The following is a 19,543-nucleotide window of genomic DNA, read 5'->3' on the forward strand; positions in this document are numbered from 1 at the left end:
GAAGATGATTTCAGTAAACGATTTTAAAACAGGTCTTACGATCGAAGTAGATAACGATTTATTTTCAGTGTTAGAATTCCAACATGTAAAACCAGGAAAAGGCGCTGCTTTTGTTCGTTCGAAATTAAAGAATTTGCGTACTGGTAACATCGCTGAGAAAACATTCCGCGGTGGGGAAAAAGTAAATAAAGCTCATATCGACCGTGACAAAATGCAATATCTCTACTCAAATGGAGATGAGCATTCTTTTATGAACATGGAGTCATTTGAGCAAATTGAGTTGCAAACGGAGCAAATTAAGTATGAACTAAACTTCTTGAAAGAAAATATGGAAGTTCACATTACGCAATACGGCACAGAAACACTTGGGTTGAGCTACCTAACTCTGTAGAGCTGACGGTAACTGAAACAGATCCAGGAATTAAAGGGGACACAGCTTCAGGTGGTCACAAGCCAGCAACACTTGAAACTGGATTCCGGGTAAACGTTCCGTTCTTTGTTAACGAAGGCGACGTTCTTGTTGTTGATACACGTAAAGGGGAATACGTTTCCCGCGCATAGTAAAGAAAAAAAGCACTTTAAACAGAAACGTTTAAAGTGCTTTTTTGTTGCAACAAACCACAAGCGTTGTTATATATAGGCGCAGACTAAGTTGTAACGTTTTCTACCTTTCATAAAAAGCGGATGTCTAGATTCTTATTACATGGAATCTGGACATCCGTTTTTTTTATAAATGGTCTTTCGTTACGCCAGTTTATTTTTTTTGACGTTTGATTTACGTGAACACCGAGCAACGTGTAGGGAGGGTTTTGAAATAGATCGTGTGAATAATGTTTCACGATTCCCCAGCGATCGGTTTTGACTGCGACGATTAAATCGGCATTCAATTCGTTAATGCGTTTTGATGGTTTTTCAAAGGATAGGTCAATGTTAATGACTTCAATCCCTTCATCGAGAAGATAAGCTTTGTAATCGTTTAACCAAGCGGTTCGTTGTTGTATTAATTGTTGCTTCGATTGAATGTCATTTCGATCTGTGACTGAATCTTTGCGTCGGTCAATCGAGTGGGCGAGGATCACGTCTTTGTTTCGTTGCTTTGCGATTGTTGCACCTTTTTTTGACAGCAGCAAACGAATGATTACCATAATCAACGTAAATGATGAGTGGTAGATTAGGCATATTTCACACCTGCTTTAATGTCTCTAGGCTTTACAACTAAACAGTCGACTTGGCTTTTTTTTGATCAGGCCTTTTGAAATGCTGCCTTCTAACGCTTTTTCAATTTTATTGCCCCCGGTGGCTCCGTGAATAATCAAATCAATGTTGTAACGGGGTACGACAGATTTAACAATTTTCTGTACAGGAAGTCCTGTGTCAACAATTAGTTTAGCGTTAACACCGGCTGTTGTTGCTTTTTGGTGAAGGTGTGATAAATAGTCTGTTGCCATTTGCTTAACTTGTGGTACGAGGTTTTTATCGTACCGAGACATTGCACCATACGCTTTCGTATTAATGATGCTACATAAATAAAGTGTCGCAGATTCATTTTTCGCAAATGAGATCGCTTCATTGTAAGCATGAAAGGTCGGTTCATTTTCACTATCTAGACAAACTAAAATGTTCTGATACGCCATGAATTAGCGCTCCTTTCAAAATAACTAAGCGCGACAACGACTGGAATATACTAACTTGCTTTTAAGCTAACACCGCAACATACACGCGTCAACGCTTCTCATCCGCTTTCACACGATTTGCATGGATTTGACGACGGACTTCGACAAGGTTACTTAAAAACGGTGTTTGAATACTCGTCGTCTTAGTTCTATTTACGAGTTGTACGAATAAAGTGTACAAGCAAGATCCATTTTGGAAATCATGTCAACGAGCTTATTAAAGGGTTTATTCACTGTTGTGATGTTTCAGCACGCAAAAATGAATGTTCCTTTTGAAACGGAGTTGAAGATTGGTGTCACTCATGCTAAAGCAAAGCTTAGAATTGCAGTCCATTCAAAACATCGTCGCCTTGCTTCCATACCAGTATCACCAAGAATTAACATCTGTACTCATGGACCATTTCGTTCAAGAGATTCGTCTCCGGCCGAATCAATCAATTGAGGTCGTGTTGGCTGGAGAAAGCTTTTTCTTGAAGAATACGTTGTTCAATGAAGCGGATGCGACATTTGTTTTAAATCAATTAAGTCAACATTCCATTTACGCTTTCGAAGAAGAATTGCGACATGGCTTCTTAACGTTACGAGGCGGGCACAGAGTTGGGATCGCTGGAGAAGCGGTTGTGGAGAAAGGCGTCGTAAAGACAATTAAACATATTCGCACGTTTAACATTAGAATTAGTCGAGCGCTTGAGAAGGTTAGCGTCCCGTACCTTCAAGGCCTATATGAAGGCAGGTGGAAAACATCAATTGTTGCAGGTCCTCCTCAATCTGGGAAAACGACGATTCTTCGTGACCTTGCAAAAATAATAAGCAATGGATATGAACGTCTTAACATTCCGCCACAGAAGGTTGCGATCGTTGATGAACGAAGTGAAATTGCCGCTTCATTTGAAGGTACACCGCAACATGATGTTGGGAAACGCACAGATGTACTGGATCGTTGTCCGAAAGCAGAAGGGATGATGATGCTTATACGCTCGATGAGTCCGAACGTCATCATCGTTGATGAGGTCGGGAGTGAAGCTGATATAAGGGCAATTGAGGAAGCTGCGAGCGCAGGTGTTGCTGTTCTTTGTAGTGCACATGCAAAGTCAATGAATGACTTAGAAGCGAGAGGGGTAATCAGTTCAGATACGTTTGAAGGAATCCTTTTGCTTAATGATAAAAAGGAAGGTCACTTTGTGCATAAGAAAAGAGGCAAGTCGTGAGGTGGATCGGTGCCATCATTTTGTTAGTAGGCATGACTGCGATCGGGTTTGAATGGGCAAGGCGCTTATCACAACGATCGAAACAAATTCGTGAATTAACGACTGCCTTGCAGCATTTTGAGGCAGAAGTCATGTACGGTCACACGCCGCTCATTCATGTTGCTAATCGAATATCCTCAACCGTTTCAAGTCCGCTTTCGCAGTTTTTCAAAGACTTTGGAATGCGATTAAAAGAAGGGAATCATGACGTTCAGAGTGCTTGGAAAGAAAGTATAGCGATCAATTGGGATAAAACAGCCATGAAAATAAAAGAAAAAGAAGCGCTCCTGCAATTTGGTCAAACGCTCGGTCAACACGGCCGCTATGAGCAACAAAAATACATTCAATTAACACTTACACACTTACGGGCTGAAGAAATAAATGCACGAGAAGAGCAACTAAGATATGAGCGTATGGCAAAGTCTCTCGGATTCTTAGGAGGCTTGCTTGCAATTATCGTCATGATCTAGGCAAAAGGAGGGATCGCGGTGGGATACGATGTGGATACAATATTCCAGATTGCTGGAATTGGGATCGTCGTTGCGATGATTCACACCGTTTTAAAACAGATGGGCAAAGAAGATTGGGCACATTGGGTGACGTTAATCGGGTTTATTGTCGTTTTGTATATGGTCGCGACAATTGTCGATGACTTATTTACAAAAATCAGAAGTGTCTTTTTATTTATAGGGTCGTAATTTTATGTCTATAGACATGATTCAGATCGTTGGCTTTGGCCTAATCTCTGCGTTTTTAGCAATGATTTTAAAAGAGCAAAAGCCAGCTTTCGCTTTTTTATTGACGCTCTTTGTTGGCGCAATGATTTTCTTGTTTCTGTTGGACCACATTGTCATGGCATTCCAACTCGTCGAAACGTTAGCAACGCATGCAAACATCAATATGGTTTATTTGCAAACGATGTTAAAAATTATCGGGATTGCTTACATTGCCGAGTTTGGTGCACAGATTGCAAGAGACGCTGATCAAGGTGCGATTGCCCAAAAAATTGAACTTGCCGGAAAGGTGCTAATCGTCGTCATGGCCATCCCGATTTTTAATGTGCTCATTGAAACGGTGATTTCCTTAATTCCAGGGTAAGAAAGAGTGATGCAAGTGAAACGGTTCATCACACTACTCGTTGCCACAACCGTCTTTTTTCTTTTTCCAACCACGAGCTTTGCAGAAGACGATTCACTGACGTTTCCAAATGACTCGTCAACCTATACGGAAGAGGAGCATCAAGTAGAAGCGCGAGATGAGATTACTGAACAAATGGACGAGCAACTCGATCGTCTCGGTTTTTCGGAAATAGAAACGTTTTGGGAAGACATTCGACGTGATTATGAGTCATTTCTTCCAGAAAGCCAAAAAGCACCATTTACAGAATTTCTTCAAGGCAAGCATACATTTAATCCGATGGACTGGTTAAAAGCGTTGCTCAGCTACTTGTTCCATGAACTCACCGCAAACATTGCACTACTCGGTACGCTCATTTTATTAGCTGTATTTAGCATGGTGTTACGAGCGTTGCAAAATGCCTTTGAACATGACGCGGTTAGTAAAGTTGCTTACGGCGTAACGTTTACTGTGCTCATCGTCATTAGCATGAACAGTTTTTATATTGCAATGAGTTATGCACAAGAAGCGGTTGCAAACATGGTTCACTTTATGATCTCACTGTTGCCGATGGTACTCGCGCTTTTAGCGATGACTGGAGCAGCTACATCAGCAGCGCTTTTTCATCCGCTAATTATCGTTCTTGTTAATACGAGTGGTCTGTTAATTGAACGGTTTGTATTGCCATTGTTGTTCGTTTCCGCAATCGTTAGCGTCGTCAGTAGTATGAGTGAGAAGTTTCAATTAACGAGACTTGCTACACTCATTCGAAATGTTGCAATGGGAACACTCGGTGCGTTCTTGACGATCTTTTTAGCAACGATCTCTGTTCAAGGTGCAACATCAGCGGTTCATGATGGGGTCACACTTCGTACTGCAAAGTACATTGCCGGTAATTTCGTGCCCGTTGTAGGGCGAATGTTTACCGATGCTACGGACACCGTCATTGGTGCATCGCTCTTACTGAAAAATACAATTGGACTAGCTGGTCTTGCGATTTTGTTCGTTATTACTGTTTTTCCGGCGCTGAAGATTTTAGCTCTTGCGATTACGTTTCAAATTACGAGCGCGATTATGCAACCACTTGGCGGAGGTGCGCTAGGGTCAGTAATGAGTTTATTTGCGAAAACGGTCATGTTCATGTTCGCCGCCGTTTCGGTCGTCTGTTTAATGTTTTTCTTAGCTGTAACGATCATAATATCATCAGGCAATTTAGCGTTGATGGTGAGGTGATACGAAAATGGAATATTTTCATGATTGGGTAACGACACTCATCGTATTTTTATTGTTAGCGATTATTTTGGAGTTGTTATTACCAACGTCAACGATGAAGCGTTATGCGGACCTTGTTCTTGGTCTTATGATGATCGTACTTCTTTTGCAACCGGTATTTGACCTCGTTCATACAGACCCTTCAGAGTGGTTTGATTTAAATGGATTTTCATTTTACGAAGGAGCAACTGAAATGGAAAATAAAATAAATCAAGAGAAAAGAGAAATACAAGCCGCACATGATGCATATATCTCAGAACAAGTAGCTGCTCGTCTTAGCAGTGAAGCACAAGCAGAGCTTGAAGGAGAGTTCGACCTGTCCTTTCGCGCAATTTCTGTACATGAAGGAGGGATCAACGTCTTAGTAAGTGATGCGGATGACCAAAGAAATACGTCCGTTGCAGCAATCGAACCGGTAAAAGAAGTAACAGTCAATGCGCATGAAACTGTAGAAGAGACAGTAGATGAGGATTCAATACTAAGCGAAGTGCGTGCTCGCCTTGCAGAAATTTGGGAGGTTGATGAGCAAATGATACAAATCAGCCTTGAGGAGGAGGGGCTGAATGGCTAATAAGGACACTTCAAAATTCAAAGAATTGCTCAACCAATCATCAAATGGCCCGAAAAAAATCCGGTGGTATTACATCGTAGGACTTATCGTTCTTGGGCTATTGCTTATGATGATCGGGACAAGTGGTGACGAAGAAGATGATGGAATGATGCAAAGTGATGAAGTTCAAAATGAACCGGTTGCAAAAAAATACTGAACAATCCAAACCGTCAGCGAATGCTGCGACCGAATTTCAACTCATTGAACAAGCTTATGGGGAACAGTTGCAACAAGCACTAGAAACCATTGACGGAATCTCAAACGTAGACGTCGTCGTTAATGTGAAAGAAACCGAGAGCAAAGTGTATGAGAAGGATCGCAGCATCCGTCAACAAACGACGGATGAAGCAGATACAGAAGGTGGAAACCGTACGCTTGATGAAGGAACGGAAGAAGAAACACTCGTCCTCGTTCAACAAGGGGGAAGTGAAGAACCGCTTCTGATCCGTGTAGATAAGCCAGACGTTACTGGAGTTCTAGTCGTTGCTAACGGGGTTGAGAGTATGCAAAGAAAAGAATGGGTAATAGAGGCGGTCACAAGAACGCTAGACGTTCCTGCTCACCGTGTATCTGTAATGCCTAAACAACTTGGAAAGGATGAGTGATTTGGTTTTGAAAAAACAAACAGTTTGGTTGTTAACGATGTTAAGTTTAGTTGCAGTGCTAGGAGTTTACTTCTTTGGGCCACAAAGCCCAACGACGCAAGAAGCGTCCCTGATTAACGATAATCAATCGTTAGAAGATTTCGAAGGTGAACTTTGGGAGCAGTATTTAGAAGAAAATCCAGATCAAGCTGTCGTCGTTGAAGAGTGGAATGGTGAAATCGAAGGTGTAAATGAAGATGAGCCAGCTGACGATGAAGGAAATGAAGAAGGAAACGAAGAAACGGACAGTGTCGATGTTGCGGCAGGGTTAGATGGAAGTGAAACGTTTAGTGCTTTACGAATCGAACGTGAGGAAGCACGTAGTGAAGCACGTGAAGCGAATACAAACACAATCGCATCAAGTGACACGACTACTGAGCAAAAAAATAGTGCGCATGAACAAAACGAAGCGCTACAAAAAATTAGCGAGCAAGAATCAAACCTTGAACAACGCATTGCAGCACAAGGTTATGAAGATGTACTCGTCATGAGTGATACGGATGAAGTGAAAGTTTTTGTTCAAACAGAAGAACTTTCTAAAGCTGAAGTTGTAGAAATTAATCGCATTGCACAAGAGCAAATCGGTAATCGTTCTGTCGCAGTTTCTTACCATATGAATCAATAATAGAAAAGGGGAATCATTCGATCAATGATCGGTGATTCCCTTTTCTTATGATCGTTTTTCCCTAACAGGTGAAATCACTCATCTATCGTGATATAATCAACTGATGACAAACCCTTGTAATGGTTAGAAGTTAGGAGATGGCACTTCATGGAATGGAACGACTTAACAGAAGGTGCAAAGTCAATACTAGAACAAACACGAAATTTAAAAAAACGACAACATTCAAATCGTAGAATTTGAAGTTGGTTATGTGGAAGAGGCAACAGAGGAAAACCCTCACCCTGTTTCGATTCAAGAAGAAGATTATGATAGCTTAAAGCGATATACAAAAGAAAATGAATATGATGAGAGTTATCATATGGCAAGAAACAAAAACATCGTGAAGATCATTTTACTTGAAACGAAGAAGATTCCAGACAATCTCTCGGAATACCCAGTGTTCAGACATTATCGAATGGACCGTTTGCGTGAAGAGCAAGAGAAACAGCTTGAAGAACAGTCTAGTAATCAAGAGTAATGATTAGGAGGGCGACACGATGAATGAATATCAACTACTTGACCTTGAAGAACAAGAGAACGATTTAGGCAAGGTAGAAATTTCACCAGAAGTTATTGAAGTCATTGCCGGATTAGCGGCATCAGAGATTGAAGGTGTATCAACGTTAAGAGGCAACTTTGCGTCAGACGTTGCCGAGCGTTTGGTAAGAAGATGCACGGTAAGGGTGTAAAAGTAGAGCTTGGAGAAGAAGGTGTAACGATTGATGTTACCGTTGTAGCATATTATGGAATTTCTGTTCCTGATGTTGCAATTAAAGTTCAAAAGAACATTCAGCAAGCGCTCGAGACGATGACAGCCATTGCACTTGAGAGCATCAATGTGCATGTCGTTGGCATTCACTTTGAGAAAGAAGAAGAAGCGAATGAAGCATTTGTACCCGAGCGTCTATCAGAATAATACGCTCGCAAATAAAGGAGTAAAGCATGAATCGTAGATGGGCAAGAGTTCGAGCTGTACAAGCTCTTTTTCAAGTTGAAATGACAGGCGTAAACTGGAAGGAAGCTCTCCGGTTTGCGCTTGATGAAGATGAAATCAGTGATGAGTATTTAGACGACGTGATTCCAGGCACGTTAGATAACCTTGACGTCATTGATGCACAAATCAAAGAACAGCTTCAGCATTGGACAGTTGAAAGATTAAACAATGTCGACTTCGCTGTGCTTCGCTTAGCAGTGTACGAATTGATGCATCGTGATGACATTCCACCTCACGTAACGCTAAACGAAGCGATTAACACTGCGAAAGCATTCGGTGAGGAAGAAGCAGGCCGATTCGTAAACGGAGTGCTTGCGACGATCTTAAAGAACTATCCAAAAGAGGCGGGAAGTCAAAATGACAGCGAACCTGATCGACGGTAAAGAGATAGCTAAAACAACAAGATCTCGTATTAAGGAAGAAGTTGAGCAATTGGTTGAACAAGGAACAACACCTTCTTTGACAGTAATTCTTATTGGAGACGATCCCGCGTCTCATAGTTATGTTAAAGGCAAAGAGCGGGCATGTGAACAAGCCGGCATTACGTCTGTCGTTAAAAGACACCCGGAGACATTTACAGAAGCCGAGCTCGTGGAAGAAATTCGTACGCTAAACGAAGACTCCTCTGTACATGGTATTCTCGTGCAGTTACCGTTACCTAAACACATCGATGAGACTGTCGTACTCGATGAGATTTCCCCTCATAAAGATGTTGACGGTTTTCATCCTGAAAATGTCGGACAACTTCTTTCTGGCGGCGAAGGGTTCGTGCCCTGCACACCCCTTGGTATTATTGAAATGCTCAAGTTAACAGGTGTTGAAATTGAAGGCAAACATGCAGTTGTTGTTGGAAGAAGTAACCTTGTAGGTAAGCCTGTAGGGCAGCTTTTGCTCAATGAAAACGCAACGGTCACGTATTGCCATTCAAAAACGAAAGACTTGTACAAACATACACTAGATGCAGATATTCTTATTGCAGCTGTAGGTAGACCACAAATGATCGGTGTTGAAGGAATTAAACCAGGAGCATGTGTCATTGATGTTGGTGTTAACCGTGTTGACGGAAAGTTAATCGGTGATGTGCAATTCGATGAAGCGAAAGAAATTGCTGGCTGGATTACACCCGTACCAGGTGGTGTCGGCCCAATGACAATCACGATGCTTCTACACAACACTGTGCTTGCAGCTAAAAGGTTGGGTCGCTGTAATGACAGAACATAAGCATCAATCCGTCTCACAAGTTACTAGACAAATCAAGACGTTACTTGAAACGAGCCCTTCATTGGAGCGCGTATTCATTTACGGTGAGATTTCAAACTTTAAACATCATAGTCGTGGGCATATGTACTTCACGTTAAAAGACGATCGAGCGCGAATTTCTGCTGTTATGTTTGCAGGGAATAATCGCGCTTTACGTTTTCAACCAGAAAATGGCATGAAAGTGTTCATTTCTGGCAATATATCTGTGTATGAACCGTATGGTCAGTATCAGTTGTATGTAAAGCAGATGGAGCCAGATGGAATTGGTCAACTTTATCTTGCTTATGAACAATTAAAAGGTAAGTTGGAGCGAGAAGGCTATTTTGATCCCATGTTAAAAAAAGCCGTTACCTCGTTTTCCTAAAGAAGTTGCTGTTGTCACTTCGAAAACAGGCGCAGTTATTCGGGACATTTACACGACGATCAAACGCCGCTATCCAATTGCTTCTATTACACTTTATCCTGTTGCTGTTCAAGGACCTAATGCGGTTCCATCCATTATCCGTGCGTTAAGACAAGCAGACCAAAGTCAAGCAGACGTTATAATCGCTGGTCGTGGAGGAGGTTCCATCGAGGAGCTTTGGGCATTTAATGATGAAGAGCTAGTGAAGACAACACATTCATTAAACACGCCAATTATCTCAGCCGTTGGCCATGAAACCGATGTGACATTGCACGATTTTGTGGCGGACGTTCGTGCCGCTACGCCGACAGCAGCTGCTGAGCTAGCCGTTCCTTCTTTACAAGAGTGGAATGATAAATTACTCGTTAACCATCGACGGTTACAAAAAGCCACAGACCAACAAATCGTTAGTAAAAGAGATCGGTTACGTCGTTTTCAATCTTCGTATGCCTTTAAATATCCTGCGCAACTGCTACGTCAGAAAGAACAAGAGCTTGATCGTTCGTTAGAGCAGTTAAATCGGGCAACGAAGCGACTTGTAACAGAACGTAAACAGCACGAAGAACAGTTACTTAATCGCCTCAAGCGGGTAAACCCATATGAGTTGTATCAACAGAAGTCAGAAGCGTTACAACGCTTAGATGACAAACTGCACCGTGCTTTAAACCATCAGTACTCTGACAAAGCAAATCGATATGATCAACTGATTGCAAAGTTAACGATTCTTAATCCGTTAGGTACGCTCAAGCGCGGATATTCAGCGACGTATTCTAACGAAGAACTCGTAACGAAAGCAACCGATGTGAGTGTTGGCGACTCGATTACCGTTCATGTGCAAGACGGACAGATCGAAGGTGTTGTCAAAGAAATACGAAACAACCCAGATGGGATGTTGAAAGGAGTAGAACACCGTGACGAATCAAACAACCAATGATGAGAAGCTTACATTTGAACAAGCAATGACGTCTCTTGAAGAGATTATTAATCAATTAGAAGCAGGCGATGTCCCGCTTGAAAAAGCGATTGATATGTACCAACAAGGCATGACACTGTCAAAACAATGTCATGAGCAACTTCAAAATGTTGAAAAGAAAATGGACCAAATCGTTAACGAAGATGGGGAAGTAGAGGCTTTTCAAATGAGTGAGGAGGATCGCACGTGACCAATACTGCGGTTGAGCGCTTACTACAGGAACATGTGCCTGTTATAACGAAAACGATGATTGATCACATCGAAAGTATGGATTGCCCAAAACAAATTAAAGAAGCGATGCTTTATTCGTTAAACGCAGGCGGAAAGAGGATTCGACCAATTCTGCTTGTGGCCACTGCAAAAAGTTATGGCAATGTATCACAAGCGGCATATAACGTTGGAGCAGCACTTGAAATGATCCACACCTATTCACTTATCCATGACGACTTGCCGAGTATGGATGATGATGATTATCGTAGAGGCAAACCAACGAACCATCGCGTGTATGGTGAGGCGTTTGCGATTCTAGCAGGAGACGCTCTTTTAACGGAAAGCTTTGCACTCATTAGTTCAATCGCTGAAGATGAAATGACTCCTCGTGACTTATTATGGCTCACGAAGCGCTTATCTGAAGCGAGTGGAGCTCGTGGAATGGTTGGCGGCCAAGTGGAAGATATTGAGGGGGAAGACCGCTCATTAACTCTTCTAGAGCTTGAATGGATTCATCGCCACAAAACTGGTGCACTCCTAGAATTTGCGGTGGAAGCTGGGGGAGTGATCGGTCAAGCACCAGAAAGAGACCTTGAATATCTTCGAACATTTGCGAAACATTTAGGTCTTGCTTTCCAAATTAAAGATGATATTTTGGACATTGAAGGTGACGAAGCACTGATCGGTAAGCCGACGGGTAGTGACACGTCCAATAAAAAGAGTACGTATCCGAGCTTGTTAACACTAGAAGGTGCGAAAGAGAAACTCAATCAACATATCACCACTGCAGAAGATGCGCTAGAGCGGTTGTCGATTGAGGCAGATGATCTATTACAAATTCTTCATTACGTTGCAAAACGTGACCGATAAACGTGTAAACTCTTTTCGTTGGCTTTTTCGATTAAGAAAAAGTACAATAAAGGACAACACATGGATTGTTAAGGATTGAAGAATACTAACAAATCATCGCTGATTTTATAAAGAAAGTGGGGATAAGGCATGAATTTAGAAGCCATTCAAGATCCCGAGTTTTTAAGAAGTTATTCGACGAAACAATTAAAAGAACTTGCAACTGAAATTCGCTCATTTCTCGTGAACAAATTATCCGTTACTGGTGGACACTTAGGTCCTAACCTTGGAGTTGTCGAACTGACGTTAATGCTCCATAAAATGTATGAAAGTCCAAAGGATAAATTTCTGTTTGATGTCGGTCATCAAGCATACGTTCATAAGATTTTAACGGGTAGAGCCGATCGTTTTGATACGCTAAAGCAGTACCAAGGCTTATGCGGGTACCCAAAAATGACTGAAAGTGAGCATGACGTTTGGGAAGCTGGTCATAGTTCAACATCACTTTCCGCTGCAATGGGAATGGCACTTGCACGTGATCTGAAAAAAGAACAGTTCCATGTCGTTCCTGTCATCGGTGATGGAGCGTTAACTGGTGGAATGGCGCTTGAGGCGCTTAACCATATCGGTCATGAGCAAGTCGATTTGACAGTCGTTCTTAACGACAATGAAATGTCCATTGCTCCTAATGTCGGTGCGCTTCACAACATTCTAGGACGACTCCGTTCAAATGGTGGATACAAGCGTACGAAAGAAGACTTGGAGTACTTAATCAAGAAGATTCCAGCACTTGGTGGTCCAATCTCGTCTACTGCAGAGCGTCTTAAAGATAGTTTAAAGTACTTGCTATCAAAGGGAATGTTCTTTGAAGAAATGGGCTTTACGTATTATGGACCAATTGATGGTCATGACTTTGATGACCTTCATCGCCATATTCAATACGCAAAGAAGACGAAAGGGCCCGTCATTTTGCACGTTCTCACGAAAAAAAGGAAAAGGCTACGAACCAGCGGAACTCGACGCTAGTGGTGCGTGGCATGGACCTGGTCCGTACGCAATTGAATCTGGAGATATGCAAAAGAAGTCAGGACCTCCAGCTTATAGTGCAGTATTTAGCGATACGGTCGCAAAGATTGCAGAAACAGACGAGCGTGTTGTTGCAATTACAGCAGCCATGCCAGGTGGTACGAAATTAGACCGATTTGCGAGCAAATTCCCTGACCGTATGTTTGACGTAGGAATTGCTGAACAGCATGCAACGACGATGGCTGCAGGTATTGCAACACAAGGGTTAAAACCGGTGTTTGGTGTGTACTCTACGTTTTTACAACGGGGCTATGATCAGCTCGTACACGATGTATGTAGACAGAATTTAAATGTCATTTTCGGAATTGATCGCTCAGGTCTTGTTGGTGGTGACGGAGAGACACATCAAGGTGTATTTGATATTAACTATATGCGCCATCTCCCGAACATGAAGATTCTAATGCCAAAAGACGAAAATGAATTGCAACATATGATCTACACGGCGTATAAGAACGATGATGGTCCAATGGCTGTTCGTTACCCTCGTGGTAATGGATATGGTGTTCATATGGACGAAGAGTTACAAGCTGTACCGGTTGGACAATGGCCAGTCGTTAAAGAAGGTAGCGATGCTGTCATTTTAGCTTTCGGAACAATGCTTCCATTAGCAGAAGAAGCAGCAGAGTACATGGAACAAAATGGTGTTTCTGTACGTGTTGTGAATGCAAACTCTGCAAAGCCGCTTGATGAAAAGCAACTCCGTGAAATTGGGGAAGAAGGCTTACCGATTTTAACGATTGAAGAAGCAGCTTTACTTGGAGGCTTTGGAAGTGCTGTGCTTGAGTTTTTACATGACGAGCAACTTGCATCGATGCCAGTGAAGCGAATGGGAATTCCAGATCGATACATTGAGCACGGTAGCGTCGGTTTAATCTATGAAGAGCTTGGGTTAACGACTTCTGAAGTGATTAATGAATTGAAACAGTTAATCCCTAGCAAAATGAAAAGAGCGTAACCATGGCGAATAAAAAAGAACGTGTAGACGTACTACTCGTCGAACGAGGACTCGTCGATACACGGGAAAAAGCGAGACGGTCAATTATGGCTGGTCTCGTTTATTCTGATTTTGAACGAATTGATAAGCCCGGCACGAAAATGGACACGTCAACGACGCTTTATGTAAAAGGCGAAGAGTGTGCATACGTAAGTCGTGGTGGACTAAAACTAGAAAAAGCCATCCAATCATTTAATCTTGATCTAACCGATCAATTAATATTAGATGTTGGAGCATCAACGGGTGGATTTACCGACTGCGCTTTACAAAATGGTGCAAAAGAAGTCTATGCCGTTGATGTAGGATATAATCAGCTTCATTGGAAGCTCCGTTCTGATGAGCGGGTGCATGTAATGGAACGAATGAACTTTCGGTATGCGGATGCGGAGAATTTCACGAGTGGCCAACCTGATTTTGCGGTTTGTGATGTTTCGTTTATCTCGCTAAAACATATTTTTCAGCCGATGGCGCGCATTCTAAAAGAGACCGGTCAAGCCGTCGTTCTCATTAAGCCACAATTTGAAGCTGGTCGTGAAGAGGTTGGTAAGAAGGGGATTGTTCGTGATGCGAAAATCCATAAACGTGTTATTCAAGAAGTAATTGATTTTGCTTTTTCGAATCAACTCTATGCGAAAGGTCTAGACGTCTCTCCGATTACAGGTGCAGGTGGGAATGTAGAATTCTTGCTTTACCTGTCTAAAGTGCCAACTTCTAACCAAATAACTGATCAATTGATCATTCAAGTAGTACAAGATGCGCATAAATGATGTTCATTGTTGACGATTGTTGTTTAATTATACAAAAATCGGTATAATCATCAATGAAAGTCAAACATGAAGGTGCAACTTGTACTTTCTTGTGTCAAGGAGGAAGGCAATCGTGACTAAAGGACAACGACACGTTAAAATTAGAGAGTTAATAAATACAAAACCAATTGATACGCAAGAGGAACTTGTGGATGAATTAAAAGCAGCGGGCTTTAACGTTACACAAGCGACCGTTTCAAGAGACATTAAAGAATTGCATCTTGTAAAAGTGCCAACGCTTGAGGGGCATTACAAATATAGCTTACCAGCAGACCAACGATTTAACCCAGAACAGAAGCTACGCCGGAATTTGTTCGATAGTTTGTCAGCATCGACCAAGCGAGTCATTTCATTATCATGAAGACGTTACCTGGGAATGCGCAAGCGATTGGTTCCCTTATTGATCATTTAGATTGGGACGAGATTATGGGGACCGTTTGCGGGGACGATACGATCTTAATGATCTGCAAAGATCCCGAACAAGCACCTGTCGTCTCATCCAAGTTTTTAGAGATGTTGTAAAAGGAAGTAGGTGTAGTCATGATTGAGGAGTTGACGATCCGTAATTTTGCGATTATCGATGAACTTTCTTTGTCTTTTTCGACTGGACTGACCGTATTAACAGGAGAAACGGGTGCTGGTAAATCGATTATTATAGATGCATTAGGTTTGTTAGCAGGTGGACGTTCATCTGTAGACTTCGTCCGATATGGTAGTCAAAAAGCCGAAATTGAAGGGCTGTTTCGAGTGACAAAGCACCATCCAGTTATCGACATATTAGATGAAGCCGGTATTTCAATCGAAGATGAAATGGTCATTATCAAGCGAGAGATTAATGATAAGGGCAAAAGTACGTGTCGAGTGAATGGTCAGCTTGTGACACTTACAATGCAACGAGCCGTTGGTCAGACGCTAATTGACATTCACGGTCAACATGAACATCAAGAGCTGTTACAAATGGACAAGCATAGTCACATGATTGATACGTATGCCGGAGGCGATTTACAAGCGACGAAGGATCACTATCAACAATCATTTCGCGAGTTGCAAGAGATTCAAGCGGATTTAAAGCGACTACGAGATAATGATCGGGAAAATGTCCAGCGACTCGATTTAATTCAGTACCAGTTAGAAGAAATTCAAAACGCGAACGTCAATGGATCTGAAGATGAAGAATTGGAACGAGAGCGTTTTAAATTGGCGAATATGGAGAAGCTTTTTTCTCAATTACAACAGGCATTTGAATCTTTATACGGCGAGAGTAGTGGGCTTGAGAGTATCCGAGAAGCGATGATTTCTCTTAATGAAGCCGCTGCAATCGACAAAGAATTAAGTGAACTCGATGAGTCACTTTCTTCGAATTTTTACTTATTAGAAGAAGTGACGTTTGCCCTTCGAGATCATTTGGAGCAGCTCGACTTTGATCCTGAACGACTCAATGAAATCACAATTCGTCTTGATGAATTAAACCAACTAAAGCGTAAATACGGTTCAACATTGCAAGACGTCATAGAATACGCAAAAAAACATTGAGGATGAATCACAAGAACTTATGCATCTTGACGAACGAATTTCTCAGTATGAGACGCGTTTAAAGGAAGTTGGTATTCAAGCGGTACATTTAGCGAAAGAATTATCAACGAAGCGCAAAGATGCAGCTGCACAATTATCTTCTGCGATCGAGAAAGAACTTCAAGATTTGTATATGGAAAAAACGACATTTTCAGTTCAATGCAAAAATCATTCACGAGGCTTGACGGTTCAAGCCGATGATCAAGAAGTTGTACTTTCAGAAGATGGAGCCGAGCGTTTAGAGTTTTATTTATCACCAAATCCAGGGGAACCAGAAAAGTCATTAGCGAAAGTTGCTTCTGGTGGTGAGATTTCAAGGATTATGCTTGCGTTAAAGCGTATTCTTACGAATCAAAGCGAGCGAACGTCCCTCATATTTGATGAAGTTGATACGGGTGTGAGTGGTCGAGTTGCTCAAGCAATTGGCGAAAAGATTTATGCAATCTCTTCACAATCACAAGTGCTCTGTATTACACATTTGCCTCAAGTTGCTGCCTTAGCAACAACGCATCTTTACATTCAAAAGCAAGAAGATGAAGGGCGTGTTTCAACATCTGTGACAGAGCTTAACAATCGTTCACGTGTCAATGAAATTGCCAGAATGTTATCTGGTGCAGAAGTTACGAAGAAAACGAAGGAAAGTGCTGAAGAATTGTTGCAGTTTGCGCGCACAAATTCGGTATCCTAGGTTTATTCATAACGTGAACAACTTTTCTTTTTGTAAAACCGACCAATAAAGGTCGGTTTTTTTGTTGTTTGGCAGTTATATAACGTCTCGTCACGGCAACATTATAAGTACGTACAAAACGTACGCGGGAGTAAGGAGTGTGAGACGATGTGTTGAATGATTGGGTAAGAAAAACAGTAGGTACCCTACTTTTAATAGCACTTGTTGCTGTTTTATTTATAGAACCTGTTCAACAATGGACGGAACTGCCGGATGAAGTCGTTTCTGTATCTACAGGTGAAGCAGAGCTTGAGATTGAGGAAACGATTCCTGCAAGCTTCGCTGTACAAGGGGAAGATGAAGAAGCAGTTACGGTCTCTGCTGGGACCGTACCAATAAAGAAAATCACAAAGCTTGATCGGCCTCACATTGACGTCGTGCCAGGGGGGCAGTCAATTGGAGTACGATTAAGCGCAAAAGGTGTTCTCGTCGTTGGTTTTCACCTTATTGAAACTGGGGAAGGTGAATCTTCACCTGCGGAAGCTGCAGGCATCAAAAAAGGAGATATCATCGTAAAGTTAAATGAGCAACCAGTTGAAGATATGAGAGAAGTGACGTCAATTTTACGTAATCCAGACCCAGCGACATCAATTCAAGTAGAACTCATTCGAAATGGTAAAGTTATAACGAAAACGATCGATCGAGCGATGGAAGCATCAGAAGGCCATAAACAGTTAGGCATGTACATTCGTGATTCAGCAGCAGGAGTTGGAACGATGACGTTCTATGAACCTGTTACAGGACGATACGGTGCACTCGGTCATGTGATTTCAGATATTGATACGAAAGAGCCTGTAGCGATCCATGAAGGTGAAATCGTTCGTTCTTCTGTTCGCTCAATTTCAAAAGGAAAGAATGGTATCCCTGGTGAAAAACAAGCTTCGTTAACGACGACGAATGATGTCCTCGGTACGATTACGAAAAACAATGCTTTTGGTATTTACGGATTGTTGCACGATTATCATGATTTAACGAATGAAGGTCAACAAGCTGTACCTGTCGGCTATGCCGAAGAAGTAGTAGAAGGACCTGCAAAAATATTAACGGTCGTAGAAAATGAGCAAGTAGAAGAGTTTGATATTGAGATCATTCGATCATCACCACAAAAGCACGCTGCAACAAAAGGAATGATTATCCGAATTACCGATGAAGAGTTACTAGAACGTACAGGTGGAATTGTTCAAGGCATGAGTGGTAGCCCAATAATTCAAAACGGCAAATTAATAGGGGCAGTTACTCACGTATTCGTAAATGATTCAACTTCTGGGTATGGCTCTCATATTGAATGGATGCTTCAAGAAGCAGGCGTTACGCTTGATGAGATTGAAGAAAAGGCTAGCTAAGCAGCAGCCTTTCCATTCTACATAAGATTATTCGACAATAAGCGTCATTTCATGCGCATTACCATGAAACGTGTAGCTATTTGCAAAATATAAAAGGAATTTACTAAATATCATTGATTTTCTGTATTTTTGAAGGATAATCGCACTTAAGGGAGAAATTTACAACTACCAAACGAATATTAGATGTCATAGAGGAGGCATAATGTTGGATACAATTAAAGTGTGTATTGCCGACGACAATCGTGAACTCGTACAAATGCTTGAGGAATATGTGAACAACCAAGCAGATATGGAAATTGTGGGGGTCAGTTATAACGGACAAGAATGTATTGAATCCGTTGTTGAACATCAACCTGATGTTTTAATATTAGATATTATTATGCCTTATCTTGATGGGCTCGCTGTGCTAGAAAGGTTGCAACAGAAGTCATTAAGTAAAAGACCGAAAATTATGATGCTTACCGCTTTTGGGCAAGAAGAAGTAACGAAAAAAAGCCGTAAACTTAGGCGCGTCCTACTACATTCTTAAGCCATTTGATATGGAAGTCCTCATTGATAAAATCCGCGACCTTAGTGGCCAAGCTTCACCACAAATGAGCATGTCTCACGGGGGACGTACACATACGACGATCAAGCAACCGACGGTTAATTTGGACCAACGCATTACGAATATCATACATGAAATCGGCGTGCCTGCTCACATAAAAGGGTATATGTATATGCGCGAAGCGATTACGATGGTGTATAACGATATCGAATTATTAGGGTCAATTACGAAAGAATTGTATCCTGATATTGCCAAGAAATTCAATACGACGGCTAGTCGTGTCGAACGGGCGATTCGTCATGCCATTGAAGTCGCGTGGAGTCGAGGGAATATTGATTCAATCTCTCACTACTTCGGGTATACGGTTAGCATGTCTAAAGCTAAACCGACTAACAGTGAATTTATCGCGATGGTGGCAGACAAGCTTCGAATTGAACATAAAGTAAGCTAAAGAACATGAATATTCATGAAAGTTGCATACTAGATTCTTGGTATGCAACTTTTTTTGACGATAAACGTCATTCGCCTCGTCTCCCGAATTATTCCTACTATG

At 41.8% G+C, this 19,543-nt stretch carries 24 protein-coding genes and 5 pseudogenes; 26 read left to right on the top strand and 3 right to left on the bottom strand.

Translation table 11 applies throughout. The features are described 5' to 3' along the window. Nucleotides 1–4 precede the first annotated feature (4 nt). Nucleotides 5–561, top strand: a pseudogene (efp, locus tag JCM19055_RS06510) (elongation factor P). Between the two features lie 110 nt (nucleotides 562–671). Here efp and JCM19055_RS06515 read toward each other — a convergent pair. The 3 genes from JCM19055_RS06515 to JCM19055_RS28805 all read right to left on the bottom strand — a co-directional run bounded on the left by JCM19055_RS06515 (nucleotide 672) and on the right by JCM19055_RS28805 (nucleotide 1,854). Beyond that, nucleotides 672–1,145, bottom strand: coding sequence for a universal stress protein (locus tag JCM19055_RS06515; RefSeq protein ID WP_265181898.1), 474 nt, complete (start codon nucleotides 1,143–1,145; stop codon nucleotides 672–674). 57 nt (nucleotides 1,146–1,202) lie between these two features. Continuing rightward, complete coding sequence (locus JCM19055_RS06520; protein ID WP_042359087.1) at nucleotides 1,203–1,634, bottom strand: universal stress protein; 432 nt, start codon at nucleotides 1,632–1,634, stop codon at nucleotides 1,203–1,205. Between the two features lie 88 nt (nucleotides 1,635–1,722). After that, complete coding sequence (locus JCM19055_RS28805) at nucleotides 1,723–1,854, bottom strand: hypothetical protein (RefSeq protein WP_265181899.1); 132 nt, start codon at nucleotides 1,852–1,854, stop codon at nucleotides 1,723–1,725. 121 nt (nucleotides 1,855–1,975) lie between these two features. On the opposite strand from JCM19055_RS28805, the gene spoIIIAA reads away from it, so the two are divergent. The 25 genes and pseudogenes from spoIIIAA (at nucleotide 1,976) to spo0A (ending at nucleotide 19,441) form a co-directional block, all read left to right on the top strand. Beyond that, nucleotides 1,976–2,881 (top strand): stage III sporulation protein AA, encoded by a 906-nt coding sequence (gene spoIIIAA / locus JCM19055_RS06525; protein WP_052366051.1) that lies wholly within the window; start codon nucleotides 1,976–1,978, stop codon nucleotides 2,879–2,881. Then, entirely contained in the window at nucleotides 2,878–3,390 is a 513-nt protein-coding gene (gene spoIIIAB / locus JCM19055_RS06530; RefSeq protein WP_081833495.1) for a stage III sporulation protein SpoIIIAB, read from the top strand. Before spoIIIAA ends, spoIIIAB begins: the two co-directional genes overlap by 4 nt. A gap of 18 nt (nucleotides 3,391–3,408) precedes the next feature. Then, a complete protein-coding gene (gene spoIIIAC / locus JCM19055_RS06535; protein WP_081831515.1) occupies nucleotides 3,409–3,618 on the top strand; it encodes a stage III sporulation protein AC in 210 nt (69 codons plus the stop codon). Between the two features lie 4 nt (nucleotides 3,619–3,622). Next, the gene (spoIIIAD, locus tag JCM19055_RS06540) at nucleotides 3,623–4,018 is read left to right on the top strand and encodes a stage III sporulation protein AD (RefSeq protein WP_042359090.1); all 396 of its coding nucleotides are present in this window, start codon (nucleotides 3,623–3,625) and stop codon (nucleotides 4,016–4,018) included. Nucleotides 4,019–4,027: 9 nt separating this feature from the next. Next, the gene (gene spoIIIAE / locus JCM19055_RS06545; protein ID WP_052366011.1) at nucleotides 4,028–5,269 is read left to right on the top strand and encodes a stage III sporulation protein AE; all 1,242 of its coding nucleotides are present in this window, start codon (nucleotides 4,028–4,030) and stop codon (nucleotides 5,267–5,269) included. Between the two features lie 7 nt (nucleotides 5,270–5,276). Then, nucleotides 5,277–5,879: a stage III sporulation protein AF gene (spoIIIAF, locus tag JCM19055_RS23030; RefSeq protein ID WP_052366012.1), complete on the top strand. Its 603-nt coding sequence runs from the start codon at nucleotides 5,277–5,279 to the stop codon at nucleotides 5,877–5,879. Then, nucleotides 5,872–6,075, top strand: a complete 204-nt coding sequence (locus tag JCM19055_RS06555; protein WP_042359092.1) for a hypothetical protein — start codon at nucleotides 5,872–5,874, stop codon at nucleotides 6,073–6,075. Before spoIIIAF ends, JCM19055_RS06555 begins: the two co-directional genes overlap by 8 nt. Then, a complete protein-coding gene (gene spoIIIAG / locus JCM19055_RS06560; protein WP_052366013.1) occupies nucleotides 6,050–6,523 on the top strand; it encodes a stage III sporulation protein AG in 474 nt (157 codons plus the stop codon). The genes JCM19055_RS06555 and spoIIIAG overlap by 26 nt, the downstream gene beginning before the upstream one ends. Nucleotides 6,524–6,530: 7 nt before the next feature. Then, on the top strand, nucleotides 6,531–7,187 hold the full coding sequence (locus tag JCM19055_RS06565) for a SpoIIIAH-like family protein (protein WP_193745337.1): 657 nt from the start codon (nucleotides 6,531–6,533) through the stop codon (nucleotides 7,185–7,187). A 250-nt stretch (nucleotides 7,188–7,437) separates the two neighbouring features. Then, nucleotides 7,438–7,704 carry a hypothetical protein gene (locus tag JCM19055_RS06570; protein WP_370543027.1) on the top strand — a complete coding sequence of 89 codons (267 nt, stop codon included), beginning with the start codon at nucleotides 7,438–7,440 and terminating at the stop codon, nucleotides 7,702–7,704. A gap of 19 nt (nucleotides 7,705–7,723) precedes the next feature. Further along, nucleotides 7,724–8,142, top strand: a pseudogene (locus JCM19055_RS06575) (Asp23/Gls24 family envelope stress response protein). Between the two features lie 26 nt (nucleotides 8,143–8,168). Beyond that, nucleotides 8,169–8,603 carry a transcription antitermination factor NusB gene (nusB, locus tag JCM19055_RS06580; RefSeq protein ID WP_042359094.1) on the top strand — a complete coding sequence of 145 codons (435 nt, stop codon included), beginning with the start codon at nucleotides 8,169–8,171 and terminating at the stop codon, nucleotides 8,601–8,603. Continuing rightward, entirely contained in the window at nucleotides 8,578–9,441 is an 864-nt protein-coding gene (gene folD, locus JCM19055_RS06585) for a bifunctional methylenetetrahydrofolate dehydrogenase/methenyltetrahydrofolate cyclohydrolase FolD (RefSeq protein WP_042359095.1), read from the top strand. The genes nusB and folD overlap by 26 nt, the downstream gene beginning before the upstream one ends. Continuing rightward, entirely contained in the window at nucleotides 9,428–9,844 is a 417-nt protein-coding gene (locus JCM19055_RS31415) for an exodeoxyribonuclease VII large subunit (protein ID WP_370543028.1), read from the top strand. The genes folD and JCM19055_RS31415 overlap by 14 nt, the downstream gene beginning before the upstream one ends. Nucleotides 9,845–9,878: 34 nt before the next feature. After that, a pseudogene (gene xseA, locus JCM19055_RS06590) lies at nucleotides 9,879–10,817 on the top strand (exodeoxyribonuclease VII large subunit); the annotation flags it as partial. After that, nucleotides 10,795–11,046, top strand: a complete 252-nt coding sequence (gene xseB / locus JCM19055_RS06595; protein ID WP_265181901.1) for an exodeoxyribonuclease VII small subunit — start codon at nucleotides 10,795–10,797, stop codon at nucleotides 11,044–11,046. The pseudogene xseA and the gene xseB, both read left to right, overlap by 23 nt. After that, nucleotides 11,043–11,936: a polyprenyl synthetase family protein gene (locus JCM19055_RS06600; protein ID WP_265181902.1), complete on the top strand. Its 894-nt coding sequence runs from the start codon at nucleotides 11,043–11,045 to the stop codon at nucleotides 11,934–11,936. The genes xseB and JCM19055_RS06600 overlap by 4 nt, the downstream gene beginning before the upstream one ends. A 129-nt stretch (nucleotides 11,937–12,065) precedes the next feature. Beyond that, the gene (locus tag JCM19055_RS28810; RefSeq protein WP_265181903.1) at nucleotides 12,066–12,941 is read left to right on the top strand and encodes a 1-deoxy-D-xylulose-5-phosphate synthase N-terminal domain-containing protein; all 876 of its coding nucleotides are present in this window, start codon (nucleotides 12,066–12,068) and stop codon (nucleotides 12,939–12,941) included. Continuing rightward, nucleotides 12,832–13,956, top strand: a complete 1,125-nt coding sequence (gene dxs, locus JCM19055_RS28815) for a 1-deoxy-D-xylulose-5-phosphate synthase (protein WP_265181919.1) — start codon at nucleotides 12,832–12,834, stop codon at nucleotides 13,954–13,956. The genes JCM19055_RS28810 and dxs overlap by 110 nt, the downstream gene beginning before the upstream one ends. A 2-nt stretch (nucleotides 13,957–13,958) precedes the next feature. After that, a complete protein-coding gene (locus JCM19055_RS06610; RefSeq protein ID WP_042359097.1) occupies nucleotides 13,959–14,762 on the top strand; it encodes a TlyA family RNA methyltransferase in 804 nt (267 codons plus the stop codon). A 112-nt stretch (nucleotides 14,763–14,874) separates the two neighbouring features. After that, a pseudogene (gene ahrC, locus JCM19055_RS06615) lies at nucleotides 14,875–15,323 on the top strand (transcriptional regulator AhrC/ArgR). Nucleotides 15,324–15,341: 18 nt separating this feature from the next. Beyond that, a complete protein-coding gene (locus tag JCM19055_RS31420; RefSeq protein ID WP_370543029.1) occupies nucleotides 15,342–16,334 on the top strand; it encodes a DNA repair protein RecN in 993 nt (330 codons plus the stop codon). Nucleotides 16,335–16,353: 19 nt separating this feature from the next. Next, entirely contained in the window at nucleotides 16,354–17,061 is a 708-nt protein-coding gene (locus tag JCM19055_RS31425; protein WP_370543030.1) for a hypothetical protein, read from the top strand. 149 nt (nucleotides 17,062–17,210) lie between these two features. Further along, the gene (spoIVB, locus tag JCM19055_RS06625) at nucleotides 17,211–18,443 is read left to right on the top strand and encodes a SpoIVB peptidase (RefSeq protein ID WP_042359099.1); all 1,233 of its coding nucleotides are present in this window, start codon (nucleotides 17,211–17,213) and stop codon (nucleotides 18,441–18,443) included. Nucleotides 18,444–18,648: 205 nt separating this feature from the next. Then, nucleotides 18,649–19,441, top strand: a pseudogene (gene spo0A, locus JCM19055_RS06630) (sporulation transcription factor Spo0A). The last annotated feature ends 102 nt before the right edge of the window (nucleotides 19,442–19,543 follow it).

The organism is Geomicrobium sp. JCM 19055 (assembly GCF_000698185.1).
Classification (GTDB): domain Bacteria; phylum Bacillota; class Bacilli; order Bacillales; family Marinococcaceae; genus Geomicrobium_A; species Geomicrobium_A sediminis.

What these genes read in the sequence shown, in the direction of transcription:
- spoIIIAA (WP_052366051.1), top strand. Translation starts at nt 1,976, where the DNA reads ATGCTAAAGCAAAGCTTAGAATTGCAGTCCATTCAAAACATCGTCGCC.
- JCM19055_RS06555 (WP_042359092.1), top strand. Translation starts at nt 5,872, where the DNA reads ATGGCTAATAAGGACACTTCAAAATTCAAAGAATTGCTCAACCAATCA.
- spoIIIAE (WP_052366011.1), top strand. Translation starts at nt 4,028, where the DNA reads ATGCAAGTGAAACGGTTCATCACACTACTCGTTGCCACAACCGTCTTT.
- spoIIIAG (WP_052366013.1), top strand. Translation starts at nt 6,050, where the DNA reads ATGAACCGGTTGCAAAAAAATACTGAACAATCCAAACCGTCAGCGAAT.
- JCM19055_RS31425 (WP_370543030.1), top strand. Translation starts at nt 16,354, where the DNA reads ATGCATCTTGACGAACGAATTTCTCAGTATGAGACGCGTTTAAAGGAA.
- JCM19055_RS28810 (WP_265181903.1), top strand. Translation starts at nt 12,066, where the DNA reads ATGAATTTAGAAGCCATTCAAGATCCCGAGTTTTTAAGAAGTTATTCG.
- JCM19055_RS06520 (WP_042359087.1), bottom strand. Translation starts at nt 1,634, where the DNA reads ATGGCGTATCAGAACATTTTAGTTTGTCTAGATAGTGAAAATGAACCG.
- JCM19055_RS31420 (WP_370543029.1), top strand. Translation starts at nt 15,342, where the DNA reads ATGATTGAGGAGTTGACGATCCGTAATTTTGCGATTATCGATGAACTT.
- nusB (WP_042359094.1), top strand. Translation starts at nt 8,169, where the DNA reads ATGAATCGTAGATGGGCAAGAGTTCGAGCTGTACAAGCTCTTTTTCAA.
- JCM19055_RS06610 (WP_042359097.1), top strand. Translation starts at nt 13,959, where the DNA reads ATGGCGAATAAAAAAGAACGTGTAGACGTACTACTCGTCGAACGAGGA.
- spoIIIAF (WP_052366012.1), top strand. Translation starts at nt 5,277, where the DNA reads ATGGAATATTTTCATGATTGGGTAACGACACTCATCGTATTTTTATTG.
- spoIIIAD (WP_042359090.1), top strand. Translation starts at nt 3,623, where the DNA reads ATGTCTATAGACATGATTCAGATCGTTGGCTTTGGCCTAATCTCTGCG.
- JCM19055_RS06515 (WP_265181898.1), bottom strand. Translation starts at nt 1,145, where the DNA reads ATGGTAATCATTCGTTTGCTGCTGTCAAAAAAAGGTGCAACAATCGCA.
- dxs (WP_265181919.1), top strand. Translation starts at nt 12,832, where the DNA reads ATGACCTTCATCGCCATATTCAATACGCAAAGAAGACGAAAGGGCCCG.
- JCM19055_RS31415 (WP_370543028.1), top strand. Translation starts at nt 9,428, where the DNA reads ATGACAGAACATAAGCATCAATCCGTCTCACAAGTTACTAGACAAATC.
- folD (WP_042359095.1), top strand. Translation starts at nt 8,578, where the DNA reads ATGACAGCGAACCTGATCGACGGTAAAGAGATAGCTAAAACAACAAGA.